General features: G+C 65.2%; 13 protein-coding genes, 2 tRNA genes and 2 pseudogenes. 11 read left to right on the plus strand and 6 right to left on the minus strand.

All coding sequences use genetic code 11. From position 1 onward, the window contains the following. Positions 1 to 13: 13 nt before the first annotated feature. Positions 14 to 86 (plus strand) — tRNA-Arg (locus MAAFP003_RS22805). Between the two features lie 113 nt (positions 87 to 199). Beyond that, a complete protein-coding gene (locus tag MAAFP003_RS22810) occupies positions 200 to 1,387 on the plus strand; it encodes an IS481 family transposase (protein ID WP_096289956.1) in 1,188 nt (395 codons plus the stop codon). A gap of 208 nt (positions 1,388 to 1,595) precedes the next feature. Here MAAFP003_RS22810 and MAAFP003_RS22815 read toward each other — a convergent pair whose 3' ends face one another. Next, positions 1,596 to 2,303 (minus strand): hypothetical protein, encoded by a 708-nt coding sequence (locus MAAFP003_RS22815; protein ID WP_096289957.1) that lies wholly within the window; start codon positions 2,301 to 2,303, stop codon positions 1,596 to 1,598. A 29-nt stretch (positions 2,304 to 2,332) separates the two neighbouring features. Here MAAFP003_RS22815 and MAAFP003_RS29275 point away from each other — a divergent pair. Both MAAFP003_RS29275 and MAAFP003_RS22820 read left to right on the plus strand, forming a co-directional pair. After that, positions 2,333 to 2,434: transfer RNA gene (locus MAAFP003_RS29275), tRNA-Ser, on the plus strand. 81 nt (positions 2,435 to 2,515) lie between these two features. Beyond that, a pseudogene (locus MAAFP003_RS22820) lies at positions 2,516 to 3,696 on the plus strand (HNH endonuclease signature motif containing protein). Positions 3,697 to 3,788: 92 nt separating this feature from the next. Here MAAFP003_RS22820 and MAAFP003_RS22825 read toward each other — a convergent pair. Further along, positions 3,789 to 4,817 (minus strand): fused (3R)-hydroxyacyl-ACP dehydratase subunits HadA/HadB, encoded by a 1,029-nt coding sequence (locus tag MAAFP003_RS22825; RefSeq protein ID WP_096291352.1) that lies wholly within the window; start codon positions 4,815 to 4,817, stop codon positions 3,789 to 3,791. 231 nt (positions 4,818 to 5,048) lie between these two features. Continuing rightward, positions 5,049 to 5,684 (minus strand): TIGR03086 family metal-binding protein, encoded by a 636-nt coding sequence (locus MAAFP003_RS22830; RefSeq protein WP_207768625.1) that lies wholly within the window; start codon positions 5,682 to 5,684, stop codon positions 5,049 to 5,051. A gap of 96 nt (positions 5,685 to 5,780) precedes the next feature. On the opposite strand from MAAFP003_RS22830, the gene MAAFP003_RS22835 reads away from it, so the two are divergent. Both MAAFP003_RS22835 and MAAFP003_RS22840 read left to right on the plus strand, forming a co-directional pair. Continuing rightward, the gene (locus MAAFP003_RS22835; RefSeq protein ID WP_096291353.1) at positions 5,781 to 6,176 is read left to right on the plus strand and encodes a MarR family winged helix-turn-helix transcriptional regulator; all 396 of its coding nucleotides are present in this window, start codon (positions 5,781 to 5,783) and stop codon (positions 6,174 to 6,176) included. 234 nt (positions 6,177 to 6,410) lie between these two features. Continuing rightward, the gene (locus MAAFP003_RS22840) at positions 6,411 to 7,412 is read left to right on the plus strand and encodes an AraC family transcriptional regulator (protein ID WP_165796473.1); all 1,002 of its coding nucleotides are present in this window, start codon (positions 6,411 to 6,413) and stop codon (positions 7,410 to 7,412) included. A 22-nt stretch (positions 7,413 to 7,434) separates the two neighbouring features. Here the strand turns inward: MAAFP003_RS22840 and MAAFP003_RS22845 are convergent, their stop codons facing one another. Next, the gene (locus tag MAAFP003_RS22845) at positions 7,435 to 8,508 is read right to left on the minus strand and encodes a GGDEF domain-containing protein (protein ID WP_243394179.1); all 1,074 of its coding nucleotides are present in this window, start codon (positions 8,506 to 8,508) and stop codon (positions 7,435 to 7,437) included. Positions 8,509 to 8,848: 340 nt separating this feature from the next. Here MAAFP003_RS22845 and MAAFP003_RS22850 point away from each other — a divergent pair, with 340 nt between their 5' ends. Beyond that, the gene (locus tag MAAFP003_RS22850) at positions 8,849 to 10,078 is read left to right on the plus strand and encodes a sensor domain-containing phosphodiesterase (protein ID WP_096289960.1); all 1,230 of its coding nucleotides are present in this window, start codon (positions 8,849 to 8,851) and stop codon (positions 10,076 to 10,078) included. Positions 10,079 to 10,082: 4 nt separating this feature from the next. Here the strand turns inward: MAAFP003_RS22850 and MAAFP003_RS22855 are convergent, their stop codons facing one another. Next, complete coding sequence (locus MAAFP003_RS22855) at positions 10,083 to 12,824, minus strand: winged helix-turn-helix domain-containing protein (RefSeq protein ID WP_207768597.1); 2,742 nt, start codon at positions 12,822 to 12,824, stop codon at positions 10,083 to 10,085. Between the two features lie 440 nt (positions 12,825 to 13,264). Between MAAFP003_RS22855 and MAAFP003_RS22860 the strand changes: the two are divergent. Further along, positions 13,265 to 13,552, plus strand: a pseudogene (locus tag MAAFP003_RS22860) (response regulator transcription factor); the annotation flags it as partial. Positions 13,553 to 13,567: 15 nt separating this feature from the next. Here MAAFP003_RS22860 and MAAFP003_RS22865 read toward each other — a convergent pair. Beyond that, a complete protein-coding gene (locus tag MAAFP003_RS22865; RefSeq protein WP_423790936.1) occupies positions 13,568 to 15,052 on the minus strand; it encodes a DUF4185 domain-containing protein in 1,485 nt (494 codons plus the stop codon). Positions 15,053 to 15,520: 468 nt separating this feature from the next. Here MAAFP003_RS22865 and MAAFP003_RS22870 point away from each other — a divergent pair, with 468 nt between their 5' ends. The 3 genes from MAAFP003_RS22870 (at position 15,521) to MAAFP003_RS22880 (ending at position 19,919) form a co-directional block, all read left to right on the plus strand. Beyond that, positions 15,521 to 16,936 carry an MFS transporter gene (locus MAAFP003_RS22870; protein WP_279304549.1) on the plus strand — a complete coding sequence of 472 codons (1,416 nt, stop codon included), beginning with the start codon at positions 15,521 to 15,523 and terminating at the stop codon, positions 16,934 to 16,936. 228 nt (positions 16,937 to 17,164) lie between these two features. After that, complete coding sequence (locus MAAFP003_RS22875) at positions 17,165 to 18,391, plus strand: acetyl-CoA acetyltransferase (protein WP_096289963.1); 1,227 nt, start codon at positions 17,165 to 17,167, stop codon at positions 18,389 to 18,391. Position 18,392: 1 nt separating this feature from the next. Further along, entirely contained in the window at positions 18,393 to 19,919 is a 1,527-nt protein-coding gene (locus tag MAAFP003_RS22880) for a carotenoid oxygenase family protein (RefSeq protein WP_096289964.1), read from the plus strand. The last annotated feature ends 19 nt before the right edge of the window (positions 19,920 to 19,938 follow it).

Raw genomic sequence — 19,938 nt, forward strand, 5'->3', positions numbered from 1 at the left:
CTCAGGCCCGTCCGCCCTCGTAGCTCAGGGGATAGAGCACGGCTCTCCTAAAGCCGGTGTCGCAGGTTCGAATCCTGCCGGGGGCACGTCAGGGATGTATGACCTCGGCTGATGCTTGACGTTTCGATTCCGGGTGATGCCTGACAGTGTTTCGGTTGATCCTTTACAGCGGTTTCGGCTGATCCTTGACACTCCCTAGATGAGGGAGTTGAGCGTGGCCGAGCAACGGTATGCGGCCGTGTTGGCGGTGGTCAGTGATGGGTTGTCGATTTCGCAGGTCGCCGAGAAAGTGGGAGTGTCGCGCCAAACGCTGCACTCGTGGTTAGCCCGCTATGAGGCCGAGGGCCTCGACGGGTTGGCGGATCGGTCGCATCGGCCGGTGAGTTGTCCGCATCAGATGCCCGCGGCCGTGGAGGCCGCGGTGCTGGAGTTGCGGCGGTCGCGTCCGTATTGGGGGCCGCGGCGGTTGGTGTTCGAGCTCGCCAAGCGCCAGGTGTCTCCGGTGCCGTCGTCGTCGGCGGTGTATCGGGCGTTGCTGCGGGCTGGCTTGATTGACCCGACCGCCCGGGATCGGCGTTCGCGCAAGTGGAAACGCTGGGAGCGGGGGGCGCCGATGGAGTTGTGGCAGATGGACATCGTCGGCGGGTTTCCGCTGGCCGACGGCACCTCGGCGAAGGCGTTGACGGGTATTGATGATCATTCCCGGATGTGCGTGTGCGCTAAGTTGATGGCGCGTGAGCGCACCCGTGCGGTCTGTGACGGCTTGCGGGCGGCACTAGCGACCTACGGGGCGCCCGAGCAGATCTTGACCGATAACGGCAAGGTGTTCACCGGCCGGTTCTTTCATCCGCCGGTGGAGGTGCTCTTCGATGCGATCTGCCGCGAAAACGGGATCGAGCATCTGCTCACCCAGCCCCGTTCGCCGACAACGACGGGCAAGATCGAGCGGTTCCACCGCAGTCTGCGTGCGGAATTCCTAGGCAGCGCAGCACCTTTTGCGACTTTGAAGGCCGCCCAGCAAGCCCTCGATGAGTGGGTGGATGACTACAACACCGCCCGACCACACCAATCGCTGAACATGGACACCCCCGCCCAGCGGTTCGCCCGCCCCGCCGCCGTGGCCCGGGCCAGCGCGCCGGCGCCACCGGCGGTCGACCGAAGCGGCGATGCCTGGGTCAGTCGCCGGGTGACCACCAACGGGGCGGTCTGCGTGGCCTGGCAGCAGGTCAGCATCGGGCGCTACTACGCCGGTGCGCGCTGCGATGTCCACGTCGACGGCCAGCTGCTGCGGTTTTGGATCGGGGATCAAATAGTCAAAACCACCGCCCGCCGCAGCACCGGCGAGGTACGAATCAAACGGGCCATGCGCACCAGCACAGGACCCTAAAACACAACACGAGTGTCAAGGATCAACCGAAACAGAAACGTCACCCATCAACCGACTCTGAACAGGGGCACGTCAGGGATGGGAGCAGCTGCATTGTTTTGGCGGTGCTCATGCTTCGGCGCTCGATGTCCGGGCTCCCGTCGTTTCTTTCAAAATCAAATCAGAGCTGCCGCCCGTGGTTTTCGGGTTGATGAGGGGTCACGAGGGGTCACCAGATGACCACCTGGGCGTTGTCGCCGCCATAGCATCGCGTTGAGATCTTCGTCGATCCGTCGCTGAAGTAGGCGGGGTATCCGCTGATGCAGGTCATGTCGTAGCCGTTGCCGGTGACAGGCGAGTATGCGGTGAAGTTTCTGGACATTCCTGTGGCGTAGAAGATTTGGCGGACGTTGGCGGCGAATGCGCATGTGGTGTGGCCGCCCACGACGCCTTCGTGCCCGTCCGGGCAGATGGTGAAGACGTCGTTGCCGCCAGCGGCTGGCGGGGGTGCGGCTTGAGCGGTAACGGTGGTCGGCGGTGGTGTCACGGTCACCGTCGGTTGGGGTTGAGCTACGACAGTCGGTGGAGGCTGGGCGACACCACCAGGCGATGCCGTCGGCAAGTTAGCGGGTGCCGCAGCCGGGGCTAACAGGACCGGCGTCACCGGGGTCGCCGCACGCTTGGTGTCATTGCCGTCGCTGAATAGGGCAACGACGCCAAAGATGGCGAAAGCGACGACGACGCCGCACAACAGGCCGACGCCCGCGATCATCCACACGGATCGCCAGGGCCGCGACAACGCGACGGTGGCGGGTTCCTCGTTCGACCATGCATGACCGAACGCAGCCTCGGTCGGCGGTGACACCACGGTGGTTGGGTCGTCTGCGGCGCCGACTGTCGTAGCCGGCTGACCATCAGCAATCTCGTCGGCGGCCATCGCGCCTCCCCCTAGTTCGCTTCTCGATTAGTTTGCGCCAGCGGTAGGACAGCTGTCTCGAGAATCCCAGCAGCCCGGAGACCCGGTTTCCGTGTCCGTCACCAACCGGTGTCGCAGGTTCGAATCCTGCCGGGGCACAGGCCGCCGCGTATGCCGTCCGATGATGCCTGGGACACCCGAAAGTTGTCGTACCCCGCTGCGATGATGTGGTTATGTCGTTGGCCGCTTCGTGTAGCGCTGTTGAATCGCGCCCGGCGGACCGTCTGGGGGTGTTGTTTGAGGAGTTGGCGGAGTTGGCCGGTCAGCGTAATGCGATTGATGGGCGCATCGTGGAAATCGCCGCTGAGATCGAGCGCGACGAGCTGTGCGGAGCCACCGGCGCACGCTCAGTCGCAGCATTGCTGGGCTGGAAGCTCGCCCTGTCTCCGGCCAATGCCCACACGATCACCACCGTCGCGGGCCGGCTCGAGGAATTCCCGCGCTGCGCGGCCGGGCTGGCCGAGGGTCGGCTGTCGCTGGATCAGGTCGGCGTCATCGCCGCCCGGGCCGGTGAGGGATCTGATGAGCACTATGCGGCGCTGGCCGAGGTCGCCACGGTCAGCCAGTTGCGCACCGCGGTCAAACTCGAACCACGACCCGACCCCGATCCCGCACGCCCCGCACCGGCGCCCTCGATCACCAAAACCTCCACCGACGAGGGCAGCTGCTACCGGATCAAACTCCCCCACCTAGATGCCGCGAAGTTCGATGCGGCCTTGGCCTCACACCGGGACGCGCTTTTCGCCGAATGGAAACGCGATCACGCCGAAAGCGACCCCGAGGACAGGCCACCGCTGCCGGGCACCGTCGACGCGTTGATGCGCCTGGTGGAGGCCGGCTGGGACGCCGAGGCGGCCCGCCGCCCGCACGGGCAGCACACCACCGTGGTCGTGCACCTCGACGTGCAGCAGCGTGCTGCCGCGCTGCATCTGGGTCCGCTGCTGACCGACGCCGAACGCCAATACCTGACCTGTGATGCCACCTGCGAGGTCTGGTTCGAACGCGGCGGCGAGGTCATCGGTGCCGGCCGTGCGTCCCGGGTGATCAGCCGGCGGCTGCGCCGCGCGCTGGAGCACCGCCACCGCAGCTGCGCGGTGCCCGGGTGTGGGGCCACCCGCGGTCTGCACGCCCACCACCTCCGGCACTGGGAAGACGGCGGCCCCACCGAACTAGCCAACCTGGTACTGCTCTGCCCGTATCACCACCGCTGCCACCACCGCGGCCTGATCACCATCAGCGGACCCGCCGACGCTCTCACCGTCACCGACGAAACCGACCCTGCCCCGGACCCACCGGCGAACGCGCCCAATGGTGGTGGTACGAACCCTTCCAACCCCAACCACCACCCAACTAGACCAGTCACCGGGCGAATGCATCGAACCCCAAACACACCGGGGCATAACGAAATTCATTCGCGCCACCGGGTCGAGTGATTCGGCGTGTAGATCAGCTGAAGCGGACGGTTGATGTCGCCAGACCGAAGATCTTGCGGCCGCCTGACTTCGCGCCGACGATGACGACACCGCTGCGAGTTTCCGGATCCAACGACTTGACCCGGCCGCTGTACTCGATGTCCGCGCCCTCGGCGGCCGACACGACCACGGGCTGGGACAGCCGCACCGCGTAGCGGGTCACCGCGCCCGGGTCGCCAGTCCAGGTCGAGGCAAACGCGGCTCCCAAACCCATCGTGAGCATGCCGTGGGCGATCACGTCCGGCTGTCCCGCCATTTTGGCGAGGTTCTCGTCCCAGTGCAGCGGGTTCGCATCGCAGGCCACCCCGGCGTAGTTCACCAGGTCGCCGCGGGACAACCGGGCGTGGTGCACCGGTAACTCGTCGCCGACCTTCACGTCATCGAAACACGGCGTCCCCGGGGTGCGGGCGGTCCCTCCTTGGGAGATCAGAACCTCGTCCGCCGGGCGCACTGTCTTCTGGTAGTCCGCGTCCGAGTAGTCGATGCCGGCGAGGTTCACGTCGTGCATCATCACTTGCTGCGCGGTCCCCCTGATCGCCGGATCGACGTCCTCGGCGGTGACGCCGACGACGGTGGTGTGCAAGGTGTGCACCCGCTCGCCGGCGGTGTCGGTGAAGGTATTGGTCACGGTGATCAGGTCCCTGCCTGCGAACCTGCGCACCGAGGACAATTCGACGTCGATGTGCAGTTCGTCGCCGGCCACGATCGGCCGGTGCTGCTCGAAGACCTCCTCGGTCTGCAGGTACATCTCGTACCCAATGACCACCGATTCGAAGAGGCGCCGGTTTGCCGCCATGGCCGGGGCCGACGTGAACGTCAGCGGCGCCACGACGTCCGAATATCCCAACTCCGCGGCAGCGGCGACATCCCAGTGCGCAGGGTGATAGTCCTGAACGGCACGCGCGAATTCGCGCAGCTTCTCGCGGCCGACCTGATAGATGTCTTCCATCGCGTAGTAATGGCCGACCCGCGATTCGAGCGTCGACGAGTCTGCTGCCGTCATCAGTTTCCCCACCTGTTCTATTCGGTTGCCCCCTGAGGCCAACCAAAGAACACTAGCGTGCGGACACCATGGCAATACGCACCGATACTGTTTCGCCGAAAAATCACAGCACAATCCGAAACCACTTCGCCAAATAGACTGGACGCCTTAGCTATTCGCTATAGACGCGATAGCGCAAGACTAAATCTATTCCAGCACTGGACTATTCATTACAGATCGATGATGGCCGGATCACGCACCGGTGACCGCCGGAGGCCGTTGCGCCCAGTCCGGACGACGGCCGAGGTGGCACAGAATGCGGTCGAAATCGTCGCCGCCCGCCACCTCGAGCGCGGGCCCGAACGGGGCACCCTGATCGCCGCGGAATTCGCCGTCGGGCACGGCCAGCACCAGGGGCAACGCGGCGGCAATAACATCGGCGGGTAGCTCGTAGCGCTGGCCCAGCGATGCGGCGACATCCCAGCCGTGCACGACGTAGTCGACGAAGTGAAAGCCCATCGCCATCGCGCCGGGAACCGCAGCGCCCTCGCCGAACTCGGGCAGCCGGAAAGGCGTTTCGCTTAAGCCATCCGCGGCGAACGCGTCGATTACGTCGAGGGCGGCATCGGCATAGACGCGCCCGTGATCGGCCCTCACCGCGTCGACGACAGCGTCCGCATTCCACTTATCGAGATCTGCACCGGCGCCTCGCGCCGCCGCGGCGAAACCACGATGTTGAACGGTCATATGGGCGAGAAGATCCAGCAGCGTCCAATCTCCACAGGGCGTCGGCTTGGCGAAGTCGGCATGCGTGACAGCGTTGACGATGTCGATCGAGTGCAACAGCGCGATGCGATGCAGTGGGCGGATGTCGGCCGAATTAATAATCATTTGCTTACCATATGCGCACGCATACGATATTGCAATGCCTATGATGGCGCGGTGGTTGCGAAGTCGCCGGACCGGCGCCCTGACCTGGCCGCGATGATGGCGCCGCTGCTGCGCGAGCTGGTCGCGGCCGAGGAACCGGTCCTGGCCGCCCACGGCATGACGATGTGGGGCTACGTCGTGCTGCTGGCGCTGGACCGGTCGTCGATGCGCACCCAGGCCGCGCTGGCCACGGCGATCGGCGCCGACAAGACCCGCATTATTCGCACGCTCGACGACCTGCAGGACGACGGTTACATCGAACGACGGCCCGACCCGGAGGATCGCCGAGTGCGGTTGCTCGCCATCACCGAAGCCGGTCGGCGCGTCAAAGACGCCGTGCAGAGTGAGATCCAGCGCGGCGAAGAACGCTGGCTCGGTGAACTCAGCGCCGAGGAGCGAAGGATCTTCCTGCGGTCCCTCCAGCGGCTGGCTCCCCGCGATTGGGGATGACAGATGACACGGTGGCACGAAATATTTGCCCACCGGAAAGCGCTGGCTAATTAGGTACATCCAAACAATGCGGGATTCCCGCACGCGATGCGCTGGATCGCACATCCAGTAGGCCGGTTCTCCTAGACGGGCATACTCGATGGTCATTTGGTCGGGCACGAGGGTGGGAAGAGGCGAATCCGAGCTGCCATGAATAGCGGGAATCAAGTCAGCGTCAGGGCGCAGCGACCACGCGTGGTGAGTAGCTACGTCGCCCAGCGCAGCGACACGCGTAGCGCCCTCGGCGATCCCGCCGGCTACTGGGTCGACCACGTCTGCGCCAATCACGGCTCGCTGCACTTCGTTTTTCCAGACATGGCGAAGTTCAGAGCAGGCAGCATCGTCCAGCACAACGGAGATCACCGCGTCGTCGATTTCTGGTCGGAGGGCCTGCATTACGCGAAAACCAACGCCGACGTGCGTGCCGACGGCGATCTCGGGAGCATGCTGTTCATCATCCGCAGCGGCGTTCTCGACTTTGAGCAAGACAGCCGCCAGGTCCGGCTACAGCCGGGACAGGCTCTGCTGCTGAGCAAGTCCCGTGCTCTTCAGATCCGCCACAATTCCTGGGCGCGGGGCTGGACGTTCGATGTGGCGGACGCACGCCGGCCCCTCAACTTGCCGGAAGGCCCCGTCGCGATGGACTTCCGGCGCGGGCTCGGCTCGGTGGTCAGCGCGATGATCTCGACCGTGAGCCTGCAGCACGACACCCTCGACGACTACGAGTTCTCGCGGTCCTGCGCCACCATCAACGACCTGTTGTTCGCGTGCATGACCGGTCGCGGCGGAACTCCTGACACCCTCGGTTCAGTCGAGCAAGCGGTGCGCGAACACGTCGCGCGGTACGCGAGCAATCCGGACCTCACGCCGACCGGCGTCGCCCACGCACTGGGCTGGTCGGTGCGTCAAATCCAGTTGGCCTTGCAACGCGCCGGGACCACGGCCAGCGATCTGATCCGCACCACACGGCTCACCCGCGCCGCAGATCTGCTTCGCCAGTCGCCGCCGAACACCCCGATCGACGCCATCGCGACCGCCAGTGGCTTTCGTTCCAGGAGCACCTTCAACACCGTCTTCAAGCAGCATTTCGGCATCACCCCGAGCGAGGCGCGGATTCGCGGTGTGCCACAACGGGATTGCGATCACCGCGCGAGTCTGCTCTTGCACCACGCGAAGGATTGCTCCACCGCGCCCTGATGGACGGGAAGCCCTTAGCAACCTAACGCGCCGCGCGCATTAACTCCGGGCAGTGACAGACCCGATTCCCCCCGGCGCGTTTGGCCTCGTACATCGCGGCGTCGGCGCTACCGATCAAATCGTCGATCACTTTCATGTCGGCAATCGTCGGAAGCTCGGCAAGAGCGATCGCGGAAGTCCCGATGCTCGCGGTGATCGAGAAGGGAATGTCGGCGACCGCTTGACGGAGCCGTTCGGTCATGGTGGCGTGCTGCGGCGTGGCTGCGGTGTCGACAACGACAAATTCCTCGCCGCCGACACGAGCAATCACCGCCGCGGGCCGGCAGTTCTGTTCGAGCGCCGAGCCGACCGCGACCAACGCCTGGTCGCCGACCGCATGCCCCTGGGTGTCGTTGATCTGCTTGAAGTTGTCCAGGTCGATGACCACCGTCACGAGATAGGTGCCCGGCGGCCGACCGTGCAATGCCATCAACTCCGCCACCGCGTTGTAGAACGAGCGCCGGTTGTGCAGGCCGGTGAGTGAATCGCGGTCGGTGCTGCGCAGGTCGTTGCGCAACGTATGCATCAGCGACAGAACGCCAAAGGGCACGCCGATATTGAGCACCGCAATGGTGATCAGCCCGGCGCTGATCAGCGCTACGTCGCCGTCGGCGGCGATGAATCGGTGCGCCAAGATCGCCGCGCAGATCACGGCCACGACGAAGTTGGTGATCACCATGCGACGCGAGTGGAAGTATGCGATGAAGCCACCGAGAATGGCGAAAACCGTGCAACCCATCAGCCCGGTGTAAGGATTGGACAAGCACAGGGATGCGACGGCAATAGCCGCCATTGCCGAAAACGCGAACAGGATCGATTGCCGTCTCGTGGGCCAATGGACCAACCACAATGTCGCGCCGACCACCCCCAGCACCGATATCGCGACGGAAATTACCCGCAAAACCGGCTGGTTGGGTCCGGTGGGGCTCCACAGCATGATCGTCGGCAGCGTGCTCTGTGCGGCGATAGCAACGAAATTTGACCTTTGCCAGACTTTCTGCAGACCGCGGTTCTTCAAATAGGTGCTGAGCAGGTCATAGTGATCAGATTGCTGCATTATCGACCTGCTCACCCGAATCGGGCGCAACGACATCATGCACCGGAATTGCCACGTGAAGAATTAAATACCTAAGACATTGTTGGCGCATATCGGAGAACCGCATTCATCACTCCACTGGCGCTACCTAGCGGAGTAGCCGGTGTGTGCGCTAACAAGTGAACCGGGGACCGCGTCGCCATCCACCCTATGAAGAGGCCCCAGGCCGACCACTCATTGGGGTAGTCGGCGTGGGGAAAGCGGGTAGTGATGCAATGAAACACGGTGTTCGGAGTTAGCGTTGAATTCATGACCGCTGGATGTTCGCGCAGGTAGCCCTGTGATGACCCCTGGCCCGACAATGACCGAGGCTCTTGACGAGGCGGTCATGGGTACGGGGCTGAGCTCGGCATATCAGCAGGTCGTGGCGCTGCCGAGCGAAATCGTCGTTGGCTATGAGGCATTGGCTCGCTGGCCAGAGTTGGACAATCCATCGCCCATCGACGTATTTGCCCGCGCCGAACAGACCGGCCGTTTGAATACGCTGGATCGTGCCTGCATTACTGCCGCTGCCCGAGGAGCGTTGCTGGGCTCGTCGACTCCCGGAATGCTGCTGCTGATCAATTGCGAACCCGCAACGTCGCACATCGACCTGGCACAAGATGACGACCTCATGCACGCCGCCTCGCGCTTCCGCCTCACTTTCGAAGTCACCGAGCGGGGATTGTTGACCAATCCGCGCGCGCTGCTGCGCAAGGTCGTGGCGCTGCGTTCGCTGGGGTTCGCGATCGCGCTCGACGACATCGGCTCACGCCCCGATTCGCTGGTGTTGCTTGACGTGCTGTCGCCCGAAATCTTGAAACTCGACATGGGCTTGATACAACGCCAACCGGATCGGCTGCAGGCCCGCACCGTCGCGGCCATCACCGCGCACCACGAGCGGACCGGTGCCGTGATTTGCGCGGAAGGTATCGAAACGGAGGAGCATCTCGAACAGGCGTTGGCGTACGGCGCCACGCTCGGTCAAGGTATGCGGTTCGGCGGTCCCGGGGAGCTTCCGAGCACGCGACGGGCGTTCTCGTGGCCGGCGCGAAAGATGCAGTCAGCACCGACGAAAATCGCCCCGGCGAATCTTGGCCTGGCAGAAGCGGTTCCGACCACCCGGATCGTCCGCAAGGACACCGTCACCGAACTCGCCCGACACATCGGCCGGATGGCCGTCACTGCTGAAACCCCGCCGATGATTCTCTTCACGCTGAAGGACACCCGCGACATTCACGAGATGTCACAACAAAACCTCTCGATGCTTGCCGAAAGATCGCCGCTGGTAGCGGTTTTCGGCCAGCATCTGCCCGAAGAGCTGGGACCGCGAGTCAGGCAGGTGCGGCTTGACCCCGACGACCCGTTGACGAACGAATCGACCGTCTTGGTGCTCGGCCCCGACACCGCCGCGGCGCTGATCGCGCGCGAGCGAACGTTCCCCGCGTGCGGGCCCGACGCGGAGGGAGATCGGCGTTACGAGATGTCGATCACCTTCGACCGGGCCCGCGTCACGGCGGCGGCGCGAAGCCTGCTCGACCGGCTCGCGTGATCGATCAGGGCAGGATTTCGCGCCGACGCGCCTCCGCGATTGATTCGCCGCGTCGTGCGACCCCCAACTTGACGTAGATACCCTTCAGGTACCACTTGACGGTGTTGATCGTGACGCCGAGATTGCGGGCGATCTGCTTGTTTGTCATGCCGCGTTCCAGCAGGCGCAGGATTTCCACTTCACGGCTGCTGAGCCCTTCCTCGGGCAAGGAGTTGCGTTCGCCGGGAAGACCGATCATCGGAATCGCCGCCTTCTGGGCGTCGAAGTGCGCGGTGGTCAGCAGCAATGACAGGTATTCGGCCGGCACCTCAGGCAATTCGGTGTCTCGTCGACCGGTCCGGCTCGCCTCCCGAAGGCCGACAATGACATTGAGCAACTCGGGCCCGGCGTCGACGACGGTGCGAAGTAGACCGGCCTTAGCACCCGCGATCAGTGCGGGCACCAGTTCCTCGGTAGCGGCGCACGCATTGCCCGCCAAAGCGTGTGCCCGGCAAAGGGCTACGGTGCTGGCGACGTCGGCATAGCGCGCGCCCGCGTCACGGTTGTCCTGCCGGACCGCGGAAAGTAGATCGATCGCGGCGTCGTGATTGCCGCGTGCGCTGAGAATCTGCGCACGCATCACCAGCCGGTAGTGACGCACGGCCATGGCGATGCTGTTGGCACCCGACGGCAGTTCGGTGGCCTGGCGGTCGAGAACGTCCTGCGCCCGGTCGATGTCGCCCGCCGCCAGGTGCAGGCTCAGGCGGGCACAGTCGAGGGCGGCAGACAATCTGGGTAGCGAGAGTTGTTGTGCCGCTTGATTTCCCTCGTCGAGCAAGGAGTAAGCGTCATCGATGTCGCCGCGCAACACCTTGATCCGCGCCAGGGTGTTGTAGGTCGCGATCATGAAGTCGGCAACACCACTTTCCGCCCCGAGCTCGTGACATTCCTCCAAAAGTGTTTCGGCGGCTTCGATTTCGCCGCGCTCGTAGCACAGCCGACCTACCAATGCGCCCGCCAGCCGCGCGGCGTGTGAATGCTCGCCGGCCATGCTCCGGGCCAGATCACGGCCCTCGACGTAGCGCTGTTCGGCGGCGTCCAGATCGAGCTGGGCGAACGCCGCCAGCCCGGCGAAGCATCGTCCATAAACGCCGGCAAAGGGGCCACTGGCCATTTCGTGAAATGGGTTGGCCCACTGCTGGCGCGCGAGCGCCCTGTCGTAGGCGAAGGTGTGGATGTCGACGAACGTGCAGATGTTCGACGAGACCGCCACCAGGAACGGCCGGCAGGCCGGCTTCTCCACCAGGCAGGGCGCAACCAGAGCGGCGGCACGATCGATGCGGTCGCGGTAGACGTCGGTACACGCCTGCACGACGTCGGCCTCGCCGAGGATCGCGGAAGCCGCCGCATCGGATGCCCCGTCCAGGGCGGCACGGACGTGATCCAGTGCGATCTGAGCGTCCTCGGCGCGCTGCAGCAGACAATTCGCCCACGCGATCGCGATCTGCAGCGTAGGCCTGGTCGGCACCAGATCCTTCGGCAGTCTGTTGACCAGCCCGAGCAGGCTGGCCATCCGGCTGTGCTCGACGAGGTACATGGCCTGCTGCTCCACCAGATCGACGGCCTCGGTCTCCTCACCCGCGGCCAGCGCGTGCGTGACCGCCTCACCGAGCAGTCCCTGCTCGGAAAACCAGCCCGACGCGGTCCGGTGCAGGTCCACGATCCGGTCGGCGTGATCGCGTTCCAGACGCTGGCGCAGGTATCCGCCGAAGAGGTGGTGGTAGCGAAACCACTCGCGGTTGTCGTCGAGTGGCATCAGGAACATGTCGCGGCGTTCGAGCTCTTCGAGAATGGCCTGGCCGCGAGGCTGGCCGCTGACGGCCGCAGCGAGGCCACCACACAGGCGATCGCAGATCGAGGTGGTCAGCAAAAAGTCGAGCAGCTCGCTGGGCAGGCCGTCCAGCACATTCTCGGCCAGATAGTCGCCGATCGAATGGTGACGGCCGGAGAAGCCGCTGATCAGCCCGACGGCGTCCTTGGTGTTGCGCAGCGACAGGGTGGCCAGTTGCAGCGCGGCGATCCAGCCGTCAGTGCTGGACCACAGCCGCAGCACGTCGTCGCCGTCGAGCTCGAGCGCGTTGAGGTCGAGTAGGAACGCCGCGGATTCACGTTGGTCGAACCGCAAGAGCGTCGCGTCGATTTCGCTGACCTGGTCGCGCACCTTGAGCTTGCCGATCGCCGGTGTACGGGTCCGGCTGATCACGATCAGGTGCAGGTTGTCCGGGCCGACGTCGAGCAGGAATTCCAGCGCCGCGATCGTCTCGGGATCGTCGATCAGATGCCAGTCGTCGAGCACAATCGCCACGGGCAGACGGTATTCCGCGACCTGGTTGACCAGCTCGGCCAGCACGTAACGCCGCGCGTCGCGGGAGTGCTGTTCGAGGAGATCGGCCAGTTCGGCGCCCACCGTGGGCTCGACGCGACGGGCCGCCTCGATGAGGCTGCGCAGGAAGGAGTAGACGTCGTTGTCGTCGCGGTCGAGACTGATCCATGCCGTTGGTACGCCTTCGGCACGCAATTCGCGCTGCCATTGCATCGCCAGGGTGGTCTTGCCGAATCCGGCCGGTGCGTGGATCAAGGCCAAGCGCTTGCTGCGGTTGGCGCGCAGCAAGTCGATGAGGCGGTCGCGGGCGACGAGCTTGCCGAGGTAGGTGGGCGGTTGGATCCTGGTGGCGACGATCCGTGCGGAGCGCGCGTTGGTCTGCACCAAATACGCCTCCCCTCCCGCGGCTGCCCGGAATGCAGCGAGGCAGCTTATCCGATCCCCCATCACATCTTTATCCAAACCGTCCGCCCTTTGCTAGACCTGGGACTTTCGGACCGGGTGATACGGCGGTCGCAGGCGGCGCGGCCGCGGGCTCCTACTACGGTCGCAGATCAAGATCGAACCTCAGCACGATGCGTGGGAATAGCCGAAATTCGTAGCGTCGATGCATGACACAACACGAGGAGCGATCCGATGGCTGACATCGGCGATGTGTCGCGGCGTCCGGCATCCGTCGAACGTGCATCGGTGACCGGCTGGTGTGCCGGGGTGGTTTTCCCGGCGAATTCAGCCCAGGTCGGCGTCGGGTCGTTCCCGTTACCGCACAACAGTATTGGCCGCTTACTCGCGGACTTGGTGGTAGGAGCGCGCGAGGCGGCAACGGCCACAGTTTCCTCGACCCCGCCGTCACCGCGCGGGTTCTGAGCAACTATCGCGCCAGTGCTGCACCATCGGCGGTCCCGACCGTCTCGATCGACGAGCTCACTCCCCGCGAGCGCGATGTGCTCACGCTGATTGCCAAGGGGCACACCAACGCTGAGATCGCCGAAGAGCTATTCATCTCGGGCCTCACGGTCAAGACGCACATCGGACGCATCTTCACCAAGCTCGGGTTGCGCGATCGCGCCGCCGCGATCGTCTTCGCCTACGAACACCGCATCATCGCCCCGTCGCGACCCGATGGCCTACGGCAGCACCGTGTGCATCAACATCACGTCGTATGCGGACCACAGCGACAGGTTGAAGTACAGGTCCCGGCCCGACGACCACGGGTGGATCATCGGCGCGTAGATGCCGCCGGGCATCTGGAACGACGACACGAGCGGCTGCTCCCCACTCCACGGTCCCGTCGGCGTCGGCGCGGTCCGCGCCACGACGTCGTTACTACCGCCGTTGGTGTACAGCACCAGGTACTGCTTCAGGTAGCTGTTGTACTGGGCCGACATCTCGCCGACCGGCCCGGGCCAAAGTGGGGTCGCCGCACCAGGATTGGCCGCGACCCAGTGCCCGCCGTTGTCGCCGTTCCAATATTGATACTTGCTCAGGTCCGGCAGCTGGGCCGGGGGAACACGCGACAGGTATGCCGCACCACCTCGTCCCGACGGCGTTCCGAAGTTGTAGATGTAGCCGTCCTGCCCCTTCATGAACGCGCCCATCTGGAAGTTCTCGTTGCCGGGGGTGTACCCGGCGCCGGGCACGGTGTCGGGCGAAGACGTGCGGATCGAACCGGGGAAGATCCCCCAGTTCTGGCCGTTGTCGTTGGATCTCGCGATGGCCGAATAGTTGGTAGACCATTCGCCGTCGCGACCCCACTGGCGGATCGACATGTAACTCATGTACTGCGTGCGGCCCAGCGACATGGCCGAGGTCGGAATGATGCCTGTTTCGTGGTTCGCCTTGTGGATGGTGTTGACGACCTGCTTGGAAAGGCCGTTGGTCCAGACCGGGGAGCCGGAGTAGTTGTTGTTGGGGACCCCGTCGCCGATGTGAATGCCCTGCGACAGATCATGGTCGTTACTGCGGAACAGCACGTTGTATCGCCATTGCTGCCCGCGAACCTTGCAATAGCCGAAGGTGTCACCGAAGGCCATCAACGCCTGGCGGTTGGCGGGATCGCCGTTGTCCCAGATGATCCCGAGGTCCGTGCCGGAAATACCGAAACGTTGCAACGTCTTGTTCGGGCCGTTGGGCCCGGTGACCCAGTCGACCAGCGACGTCGGCGCTCCGGCGATTTGAGCCGGCGGCGCTGCCGCGTCGGGCGCCGGCTGCGGTGCTGCGGCCGGCGGAGCCGGGGGGGCGGCGTTCGGCCGAAGGGGCGCCGCGTTCGGCGACTGCGGCAGTCCGGGCACCGGCGGATTCGGCGCCGGCGGCGGCACCCCCCCCGCCTGCGGAACCATCGGTGCCGAGTATCGCTGGCCGCCGCCGGTGGTCGGCTTGAGGAACGACGAGATCAGCGGGCCCAACTTGGGCAGCGGCGCCTGGTCATTCGCGTGCGAGGGCCGCCGCCCGGTGGGCGGCTGGACGACCGGCTGAGGCGCGGGTATCGGCGCCTGCACGGGAGGCTCGATGTTCGCCTCGGGCGCACCGCATGGTGTGGCGTTTGCTAACGGCGCGGGGCCTGCCGCGACGATGTAAGCGATAGCGCCCACCGGCACCAGCGCTAGCGACATGGTCCGAAGAATCCCCGACAAAGTCATACCTTTCCAGGAGCGAGACGCCACATTGACGTACGCAGTTGGCTCATGTGACGATAGTGATTTAAGGGGCTTGTGTGACCAGCGATCAGCTAATAGGTATGCATCCGTGACCGTGTCGAAACCCTGGTTTCAAGCCCTTCCCAGCCGGATTTGCTAGGCACTCGTTCTCGTCGCGCGGCCAGCCAGCCACCGGCGCCGGACCAGGGTGGCTTATGCCCGCCTCTCAGCGACGTTCGGAGGCTGTGCGCCGCCGAGCCGTGGACTGTCGCTGCGAGGCGGGCACAACGGCACCCGCTGAGCGGAGACTCCTTGCGGCCCTGCGGCACGCGGCCCGCGGAACAAATGACATGGACAACCTGCGTTGCCAGGCCGGCCCGGGTACGCTCCCATGCGCAGCAAACCCGTCATCGCGGGTGGGCAGTCCGCCAAGGAGGGCGAGCGGTGAATACAGGTGATGGGTTGCAGCGCAACCGATTCGGAGCCGGACGCGCTTACCTCAGCCGAGTGGTCGCCGCCTCCATGGCCGGCACCGTCGTCGAATGGTACGAATTCTTTCTCTATGGCACCGCGGCCACCCTGGTGTTCGCCAAGATCTTCTTCGCCAAGGGCGGCAACGACCTCGACGCCATCCTGGCCGCGTTCGTGACCTACGCCGTCGGCTTTGCCGCGCGCCCGCTGGGCGGCGTCGTCTTCGGCCAACTCGGGGATCGGCACGGGCGCAAGAAGCTGCTGCAGCTGAGCCTGGTGCTGGTCGGCGCCTCCACCTTCCTGATGGGTTGCCTGCCGACGTTCGCTCAGATCGGATACTGGGCCCCGGCGCTATTGGTGACGCTGCGGTTCATCCAGGGTTTCGCCGTCGGCGGTGAGTGGGGCGGGGCGGTTCTGCTCGTCGCCGAGCACAGCCCGAACGCCAGCCGCGGTTTCTGGGCAAGTTGGCCGCAGGCCGGTGTGCCGGGCGGCAATATGCTGGCGACCGCGGTGCTGCTGGTTCTCACCTCGACCCTGTCGGACGCGGAGTTCCTCAGCTGGGGCTGGCGGGTGGCGTTCTGGCTGTCCGCGGTCGTCGTGCTGATCGGCTACTACATCCGCACCAAGGTCACCGACGCCCCGATCTTCGTCGAGGCACAGCGGGAGGCGGAGCGCGCCAAGTCGTCTCGGGCCGGCATTTTGGAAGTGATAAAGCGTTATCCGCGCGCCATTTTCACCGCCATGGGACTACGGGTGGGCGAAAACATCATGTACTACCTGGTGGTCACCTTCTCTATCACCTATCTCAAGGTGCATGTGCACGCGAACACCAAAACCATTTTGTGGTGGCTGCTGGCCGCGCACGCCGCGCATTTCGCGGTCATTCCCTTTTTCGGGCACCTCAGCGATCGATTCGGTAGGCGCCCAGTCTATTTCGTCGGCGCTGTCGCGACCGCCAGCTGGGGCTTCTTCGCCTTCCCGATGATGAACAGCGGCCACAACGCGGTCATCATGTCCGCGGTCGTCATCGGCCTGGTGTTCCACGGGGTGATGTACGCGGTTCAGCCGTCCGCCATGGCCGAGATGTTCCCCACCCGGATGCGGTATTCGGGCGTGTCGCTGGGATACCAGGTCACGTCGATCGTGGCCGGGTCTCTGGCGCCGATCATCGCGGTTCGCCTGCTCGAGATCTACAACTCGGCGGTGCCCATCGCCTGGTACCTGGCGGGCGCCGCCGCGGTGAGCGCCGTGGCCGCCGTGGCCGCCCCTGAGACTAAGGGCATCGACCTTGCCGAGGTGGACCGCGCCGACGCTCAGGATGCCGCGGGTCGGTCTGCCCGGCCTCCCGAGGGACCCGAACCGACCGAGCTTGTCGGGGGCACCCTCTAGCCGCAATGCGCCGGTGAGCAGGGGGAATCGTCGTTCGCACAGGTCAAAGGCGGCTGAGCGAATCACGGCGAGCGTGATTTGCCATGTTTGCCCGGCCCCGGGGATGGTAATGCCCCAACAGGGTGTGCGCGTCGGCCGGCCTACGCGCCCATCTAGGTCCCGTCGGTTCAGCCCGAGAGCCGACGGGTCCGCCATTTCTGGGGTCATCCAGGAGTACCGTGCGCTGGTATGGACGGCTCGGCAAACGTGTGGATCATCGGTGGTTACCAGAGCGACTTCGCTCGCAACCTCACGAAGGAGAACCGCGACTACGCGGCGTTGACCGAGGAGGTGGTCGACGGCACCCTCACCGCGGCCATGATGGACGCCTCCGACATCGGCGTGGTTCACGTCGCGAATGCCTTCGGCGAGATGTTCGCCAGCCAGGGCCACCTTGGCGCGATGCCGGCGACGGTGTGTGACGGGCTGTGGGACACCCCGGCGTCGCGGCACGAGGCCGCCTGCGCGTCCGGCAGTGTGGCGACCCTGTCGGCGATCGCCGACCTGCGCTCCGGTGCCTACGACACCGCGCTGGTGATCGGGATCGAGCTGGAGAAACCCGTGCCCGGCGACATCGCCGCGGTATATCTCGGCGCGGCAGCGTGGACCGGACACGAGGGAGCCGACGCGCGCTATCTGTGGCCGTCGATGTTCGCACAGGTCGCTGACGAGTACGACCGGCGCTACGGCTTGGACGACAGCCATCTGCGGGCCATCGCGCAGCTCAACTTCGTTAACGCGCGGCGCAACCCCAACGCTCAGACCCGCGCATGGAGCATCCCCGACCCGATCACCGCCGACGACGCGACCAACCCGGTCACCGAGGGCCGGCTGCGCCGCTACGACTGCAGCCAAATGACCGACGGCGGAGCGGGATTGGTGTTGGTCAACGACGCCTATCTGCGCGATCATCCCGACGTGCGCCCGATCGGCCGCATCGAGGGCTGGGGGCATCGCACCGTCGGGCTGGGGCTGCAGCAGAAACTCGACCGCGCCGCTGACGACCCGTACGTGATGCCGCACGTGCGTTCGGCGGTGCTCGATGCGTTGGCGCGCGCACGGGTGGCGCTCGACGACATGGACGGGTTCGAGGTGCACGACTGCTTCACGCCCAGCGAGTACCTGGCCATCGACCACATCGGACTGACCGGACCGGGGGAGGCATGGAAGGCCATCGAGAACGGGGAGATCGAGATCGGGGGGCGGCTCCCGATCAACCCCAGCGGTGGGCTGATCGGCGGTGGACACCCGGTTGGGGCCTCCGGCGTGCGAATGCTGCTGGACGCGGCCAAGCAGGTCAGCGGCGGCGCCGGGGACTATCAGGGCGAGGGCGCGAAGACGTTCGGGGCGCTGAACTTCGGCGGCAGCACCGCCACGACGGTCAGCTTCGTGGTGGGCACAACCAAAGGCGCATGACATGGACTTGCAGAACGACGTGACGATCGTCGGCAAGTTCTTGTCGACACTGCCCGAAGAAGACGACCACCCGTACCGGACCGGCCCGTGGCGGCCCCAGACCACCGAGTGGGACGCCAACGATCTGATCGCGGTGGAGGGGGAAATCCCGGTCGACCTGGATGGGATCTACCTGCGCAACACCGAGAACCCGCTGCATCCGGCAATCAAGACGTATCACCCGTTCGACGGTAACGGCATGGTGCACGTGGTCGGCTTCCGCGATGGAAAAGCCTTCTACCGCAATCGCTTTATTCGCACCGACGGCTTTCTGGCCGAAAACGACGCCGGGCAGCCGCTCTGGCCGGGCCTGGCCGAACCGGTGCAGTTGGCTCAGCGCGCAGAGGGCTGGGGCGCGCGCACGAAGATGAAAGACGCGTCGAGCACCGATGTCATCGTGCACCGCGGAATCGCACTCACCAGCTTCTACCAGTGCGGCGATCTGTACCGGATCGACCCGTACTCGGCCAACACCCTCGGCAAGGAAAGCTGGAACGGGCGCTTTCCCCGCGACTGGGGCGTCTCCGCACATCCCAAGGTGGACAACAAAACTGGAGAACTGCTGTTCTTCAATTACAGCAAGCAGGACCCGTACATGCGCTACGGCGTGGTCGACGAAGCCAACGAGCTGGCCCATTACGTCGACATCCCGCTGCCCGGCCCGCGTCTGCCCCATGACATGGCGTTCACCGAAAACTACGCCATCCTCAACGATTTCCCGTTGTTCTGGGATCCGCGGCTGCTCGAACACGACGTGCACCTACCCCGCTTCTACCCCGATATTCCGTCGCGCTTCGCGGTGATCCCACGCCGCGGATCGACCGCCGACATCCAGTGGTTCGAAGCGGACCCGACGTTCGTGCTGCACTTCACCAACGCCTACGAGGACGGCGACGAGATCGTGCTGGACGGCTTCTTCGAGGGCGATCCGCAACCGCTTGACACCGGAGGAACCAAGTGGGACAAGCTATTTCGCTTCCTCGCACTGGACCGCTTGCAGGCCCGGCTGCACCGCTGGCGTTTCAACCTGGTCACCGGCGCGGTCAAAGAGGAGCAATTGTCGGACTCGATCACCGAGTTCGGCACGATCAACGCCGACTACGCGGGCGGCAGCTACCGCTACACCTACGCCGCCACCGGGAAGCCGGGCTGGTTCCTGTTCGACGGGCTGGTCAAACACGACCTGCGCACCGGGAGCCAGGAGAGCATCTCGTTCGGCGACGGCGTCTACGGCAGTGAAACCGCGATGGCGCCCCGGGTGGGTGCGACCGGTGAAGACGACGGCTACCTGGTCACCCTCACCACCGACATGAACACCGACGCCTCCTACTGCGTGGTGTTCGACGCGGCTCGCGTCACCGACGGCCCGGTATGCAAACTACAACTGCCGGAACGTATTTCGAGCGGAACACATTCGACGTGGGCGCCCGGTGCCCAACTGCGCCGCTGGGACTCTGCCGAGTCGGCGCCGTCCGCCGTGGGCCTGTGAACCCCCCGACTCGGCGACA

The sequence above is a fragment of the Mycobacterium ahvazicum genome, from assembly GCF_900176255.2.
Lineage (GTDB): Bacteria > Actinomycetota > Actinomycetes > Mycobacteriales > Mycobacteriaceae > Mycobacterium > Mycobacterium ahvazicum.

Coding starts and splice junctions, on each gene's coding strand:
- MAAFP003_RS22810 (WP_096289956.1), top strand. CDS start 200: ATGAGGGAGTTGAGCGTGGCCGAGCAACGGTATGCGGCCGTGTTGGCG.
- MAAFP003_RS22815 (WP_096289957.1), bottom strand. CDS start 2,303: ATGGCCGCCGACGAGATTGCTGATGGTCAGCCGGCTACGACAGTCGGC.
- MAAFP003_RS22825 (WP_096291352.1), bottom strand. CDS start 4,817: ATGACGGCAGCAGACTCGTCGACGCTCGAATCGCGGGTCGGCCATTAC.
- MAAFP003_RS22835 (WP_096291353.1), top strand. CDS start 5,781: ATGATGGCGCCGCTGCTGCGCGAGCTGGTCGCGGCCGAGGAACCGGTC.
- MAAFP003_RS22845 (WP_243394179.1), bottom strand. CDS start 8,508: ATGCAGCAATCTGATCACTATGACCTGCTCAGCACCTATTTGAAGAAC.
- MAAFP003_RS22850 (WP_096289960.1), top strand. CDS start 8,849: ATGACCGAGGCTCTTGACGAGGCGGTCATGGGTACGGGGCTGAGCTCG.
- MAAFP003_RS22865 (WP_423790936.1), bottom strand. CDS start 15,052: ATGTCGCTAGCGCTGGTGCCGGTGGGCGCTATCGCTTACATCGTCGCG.
- MAAFP003_RS22875 (WP_096289963.1), top strand. CDS start 17,165: ATGGACGGCTCGGCAAACGTGTGGATCATCGGTGGTTACCAGAGCGAC.
- MAAFP003_RS22880 (WP_096289964.1), top strand. CDS start 18,393: ATGGACTTGCAGAACGACGTGACGATCGTCGGCAAGTTCTTGTCGACA.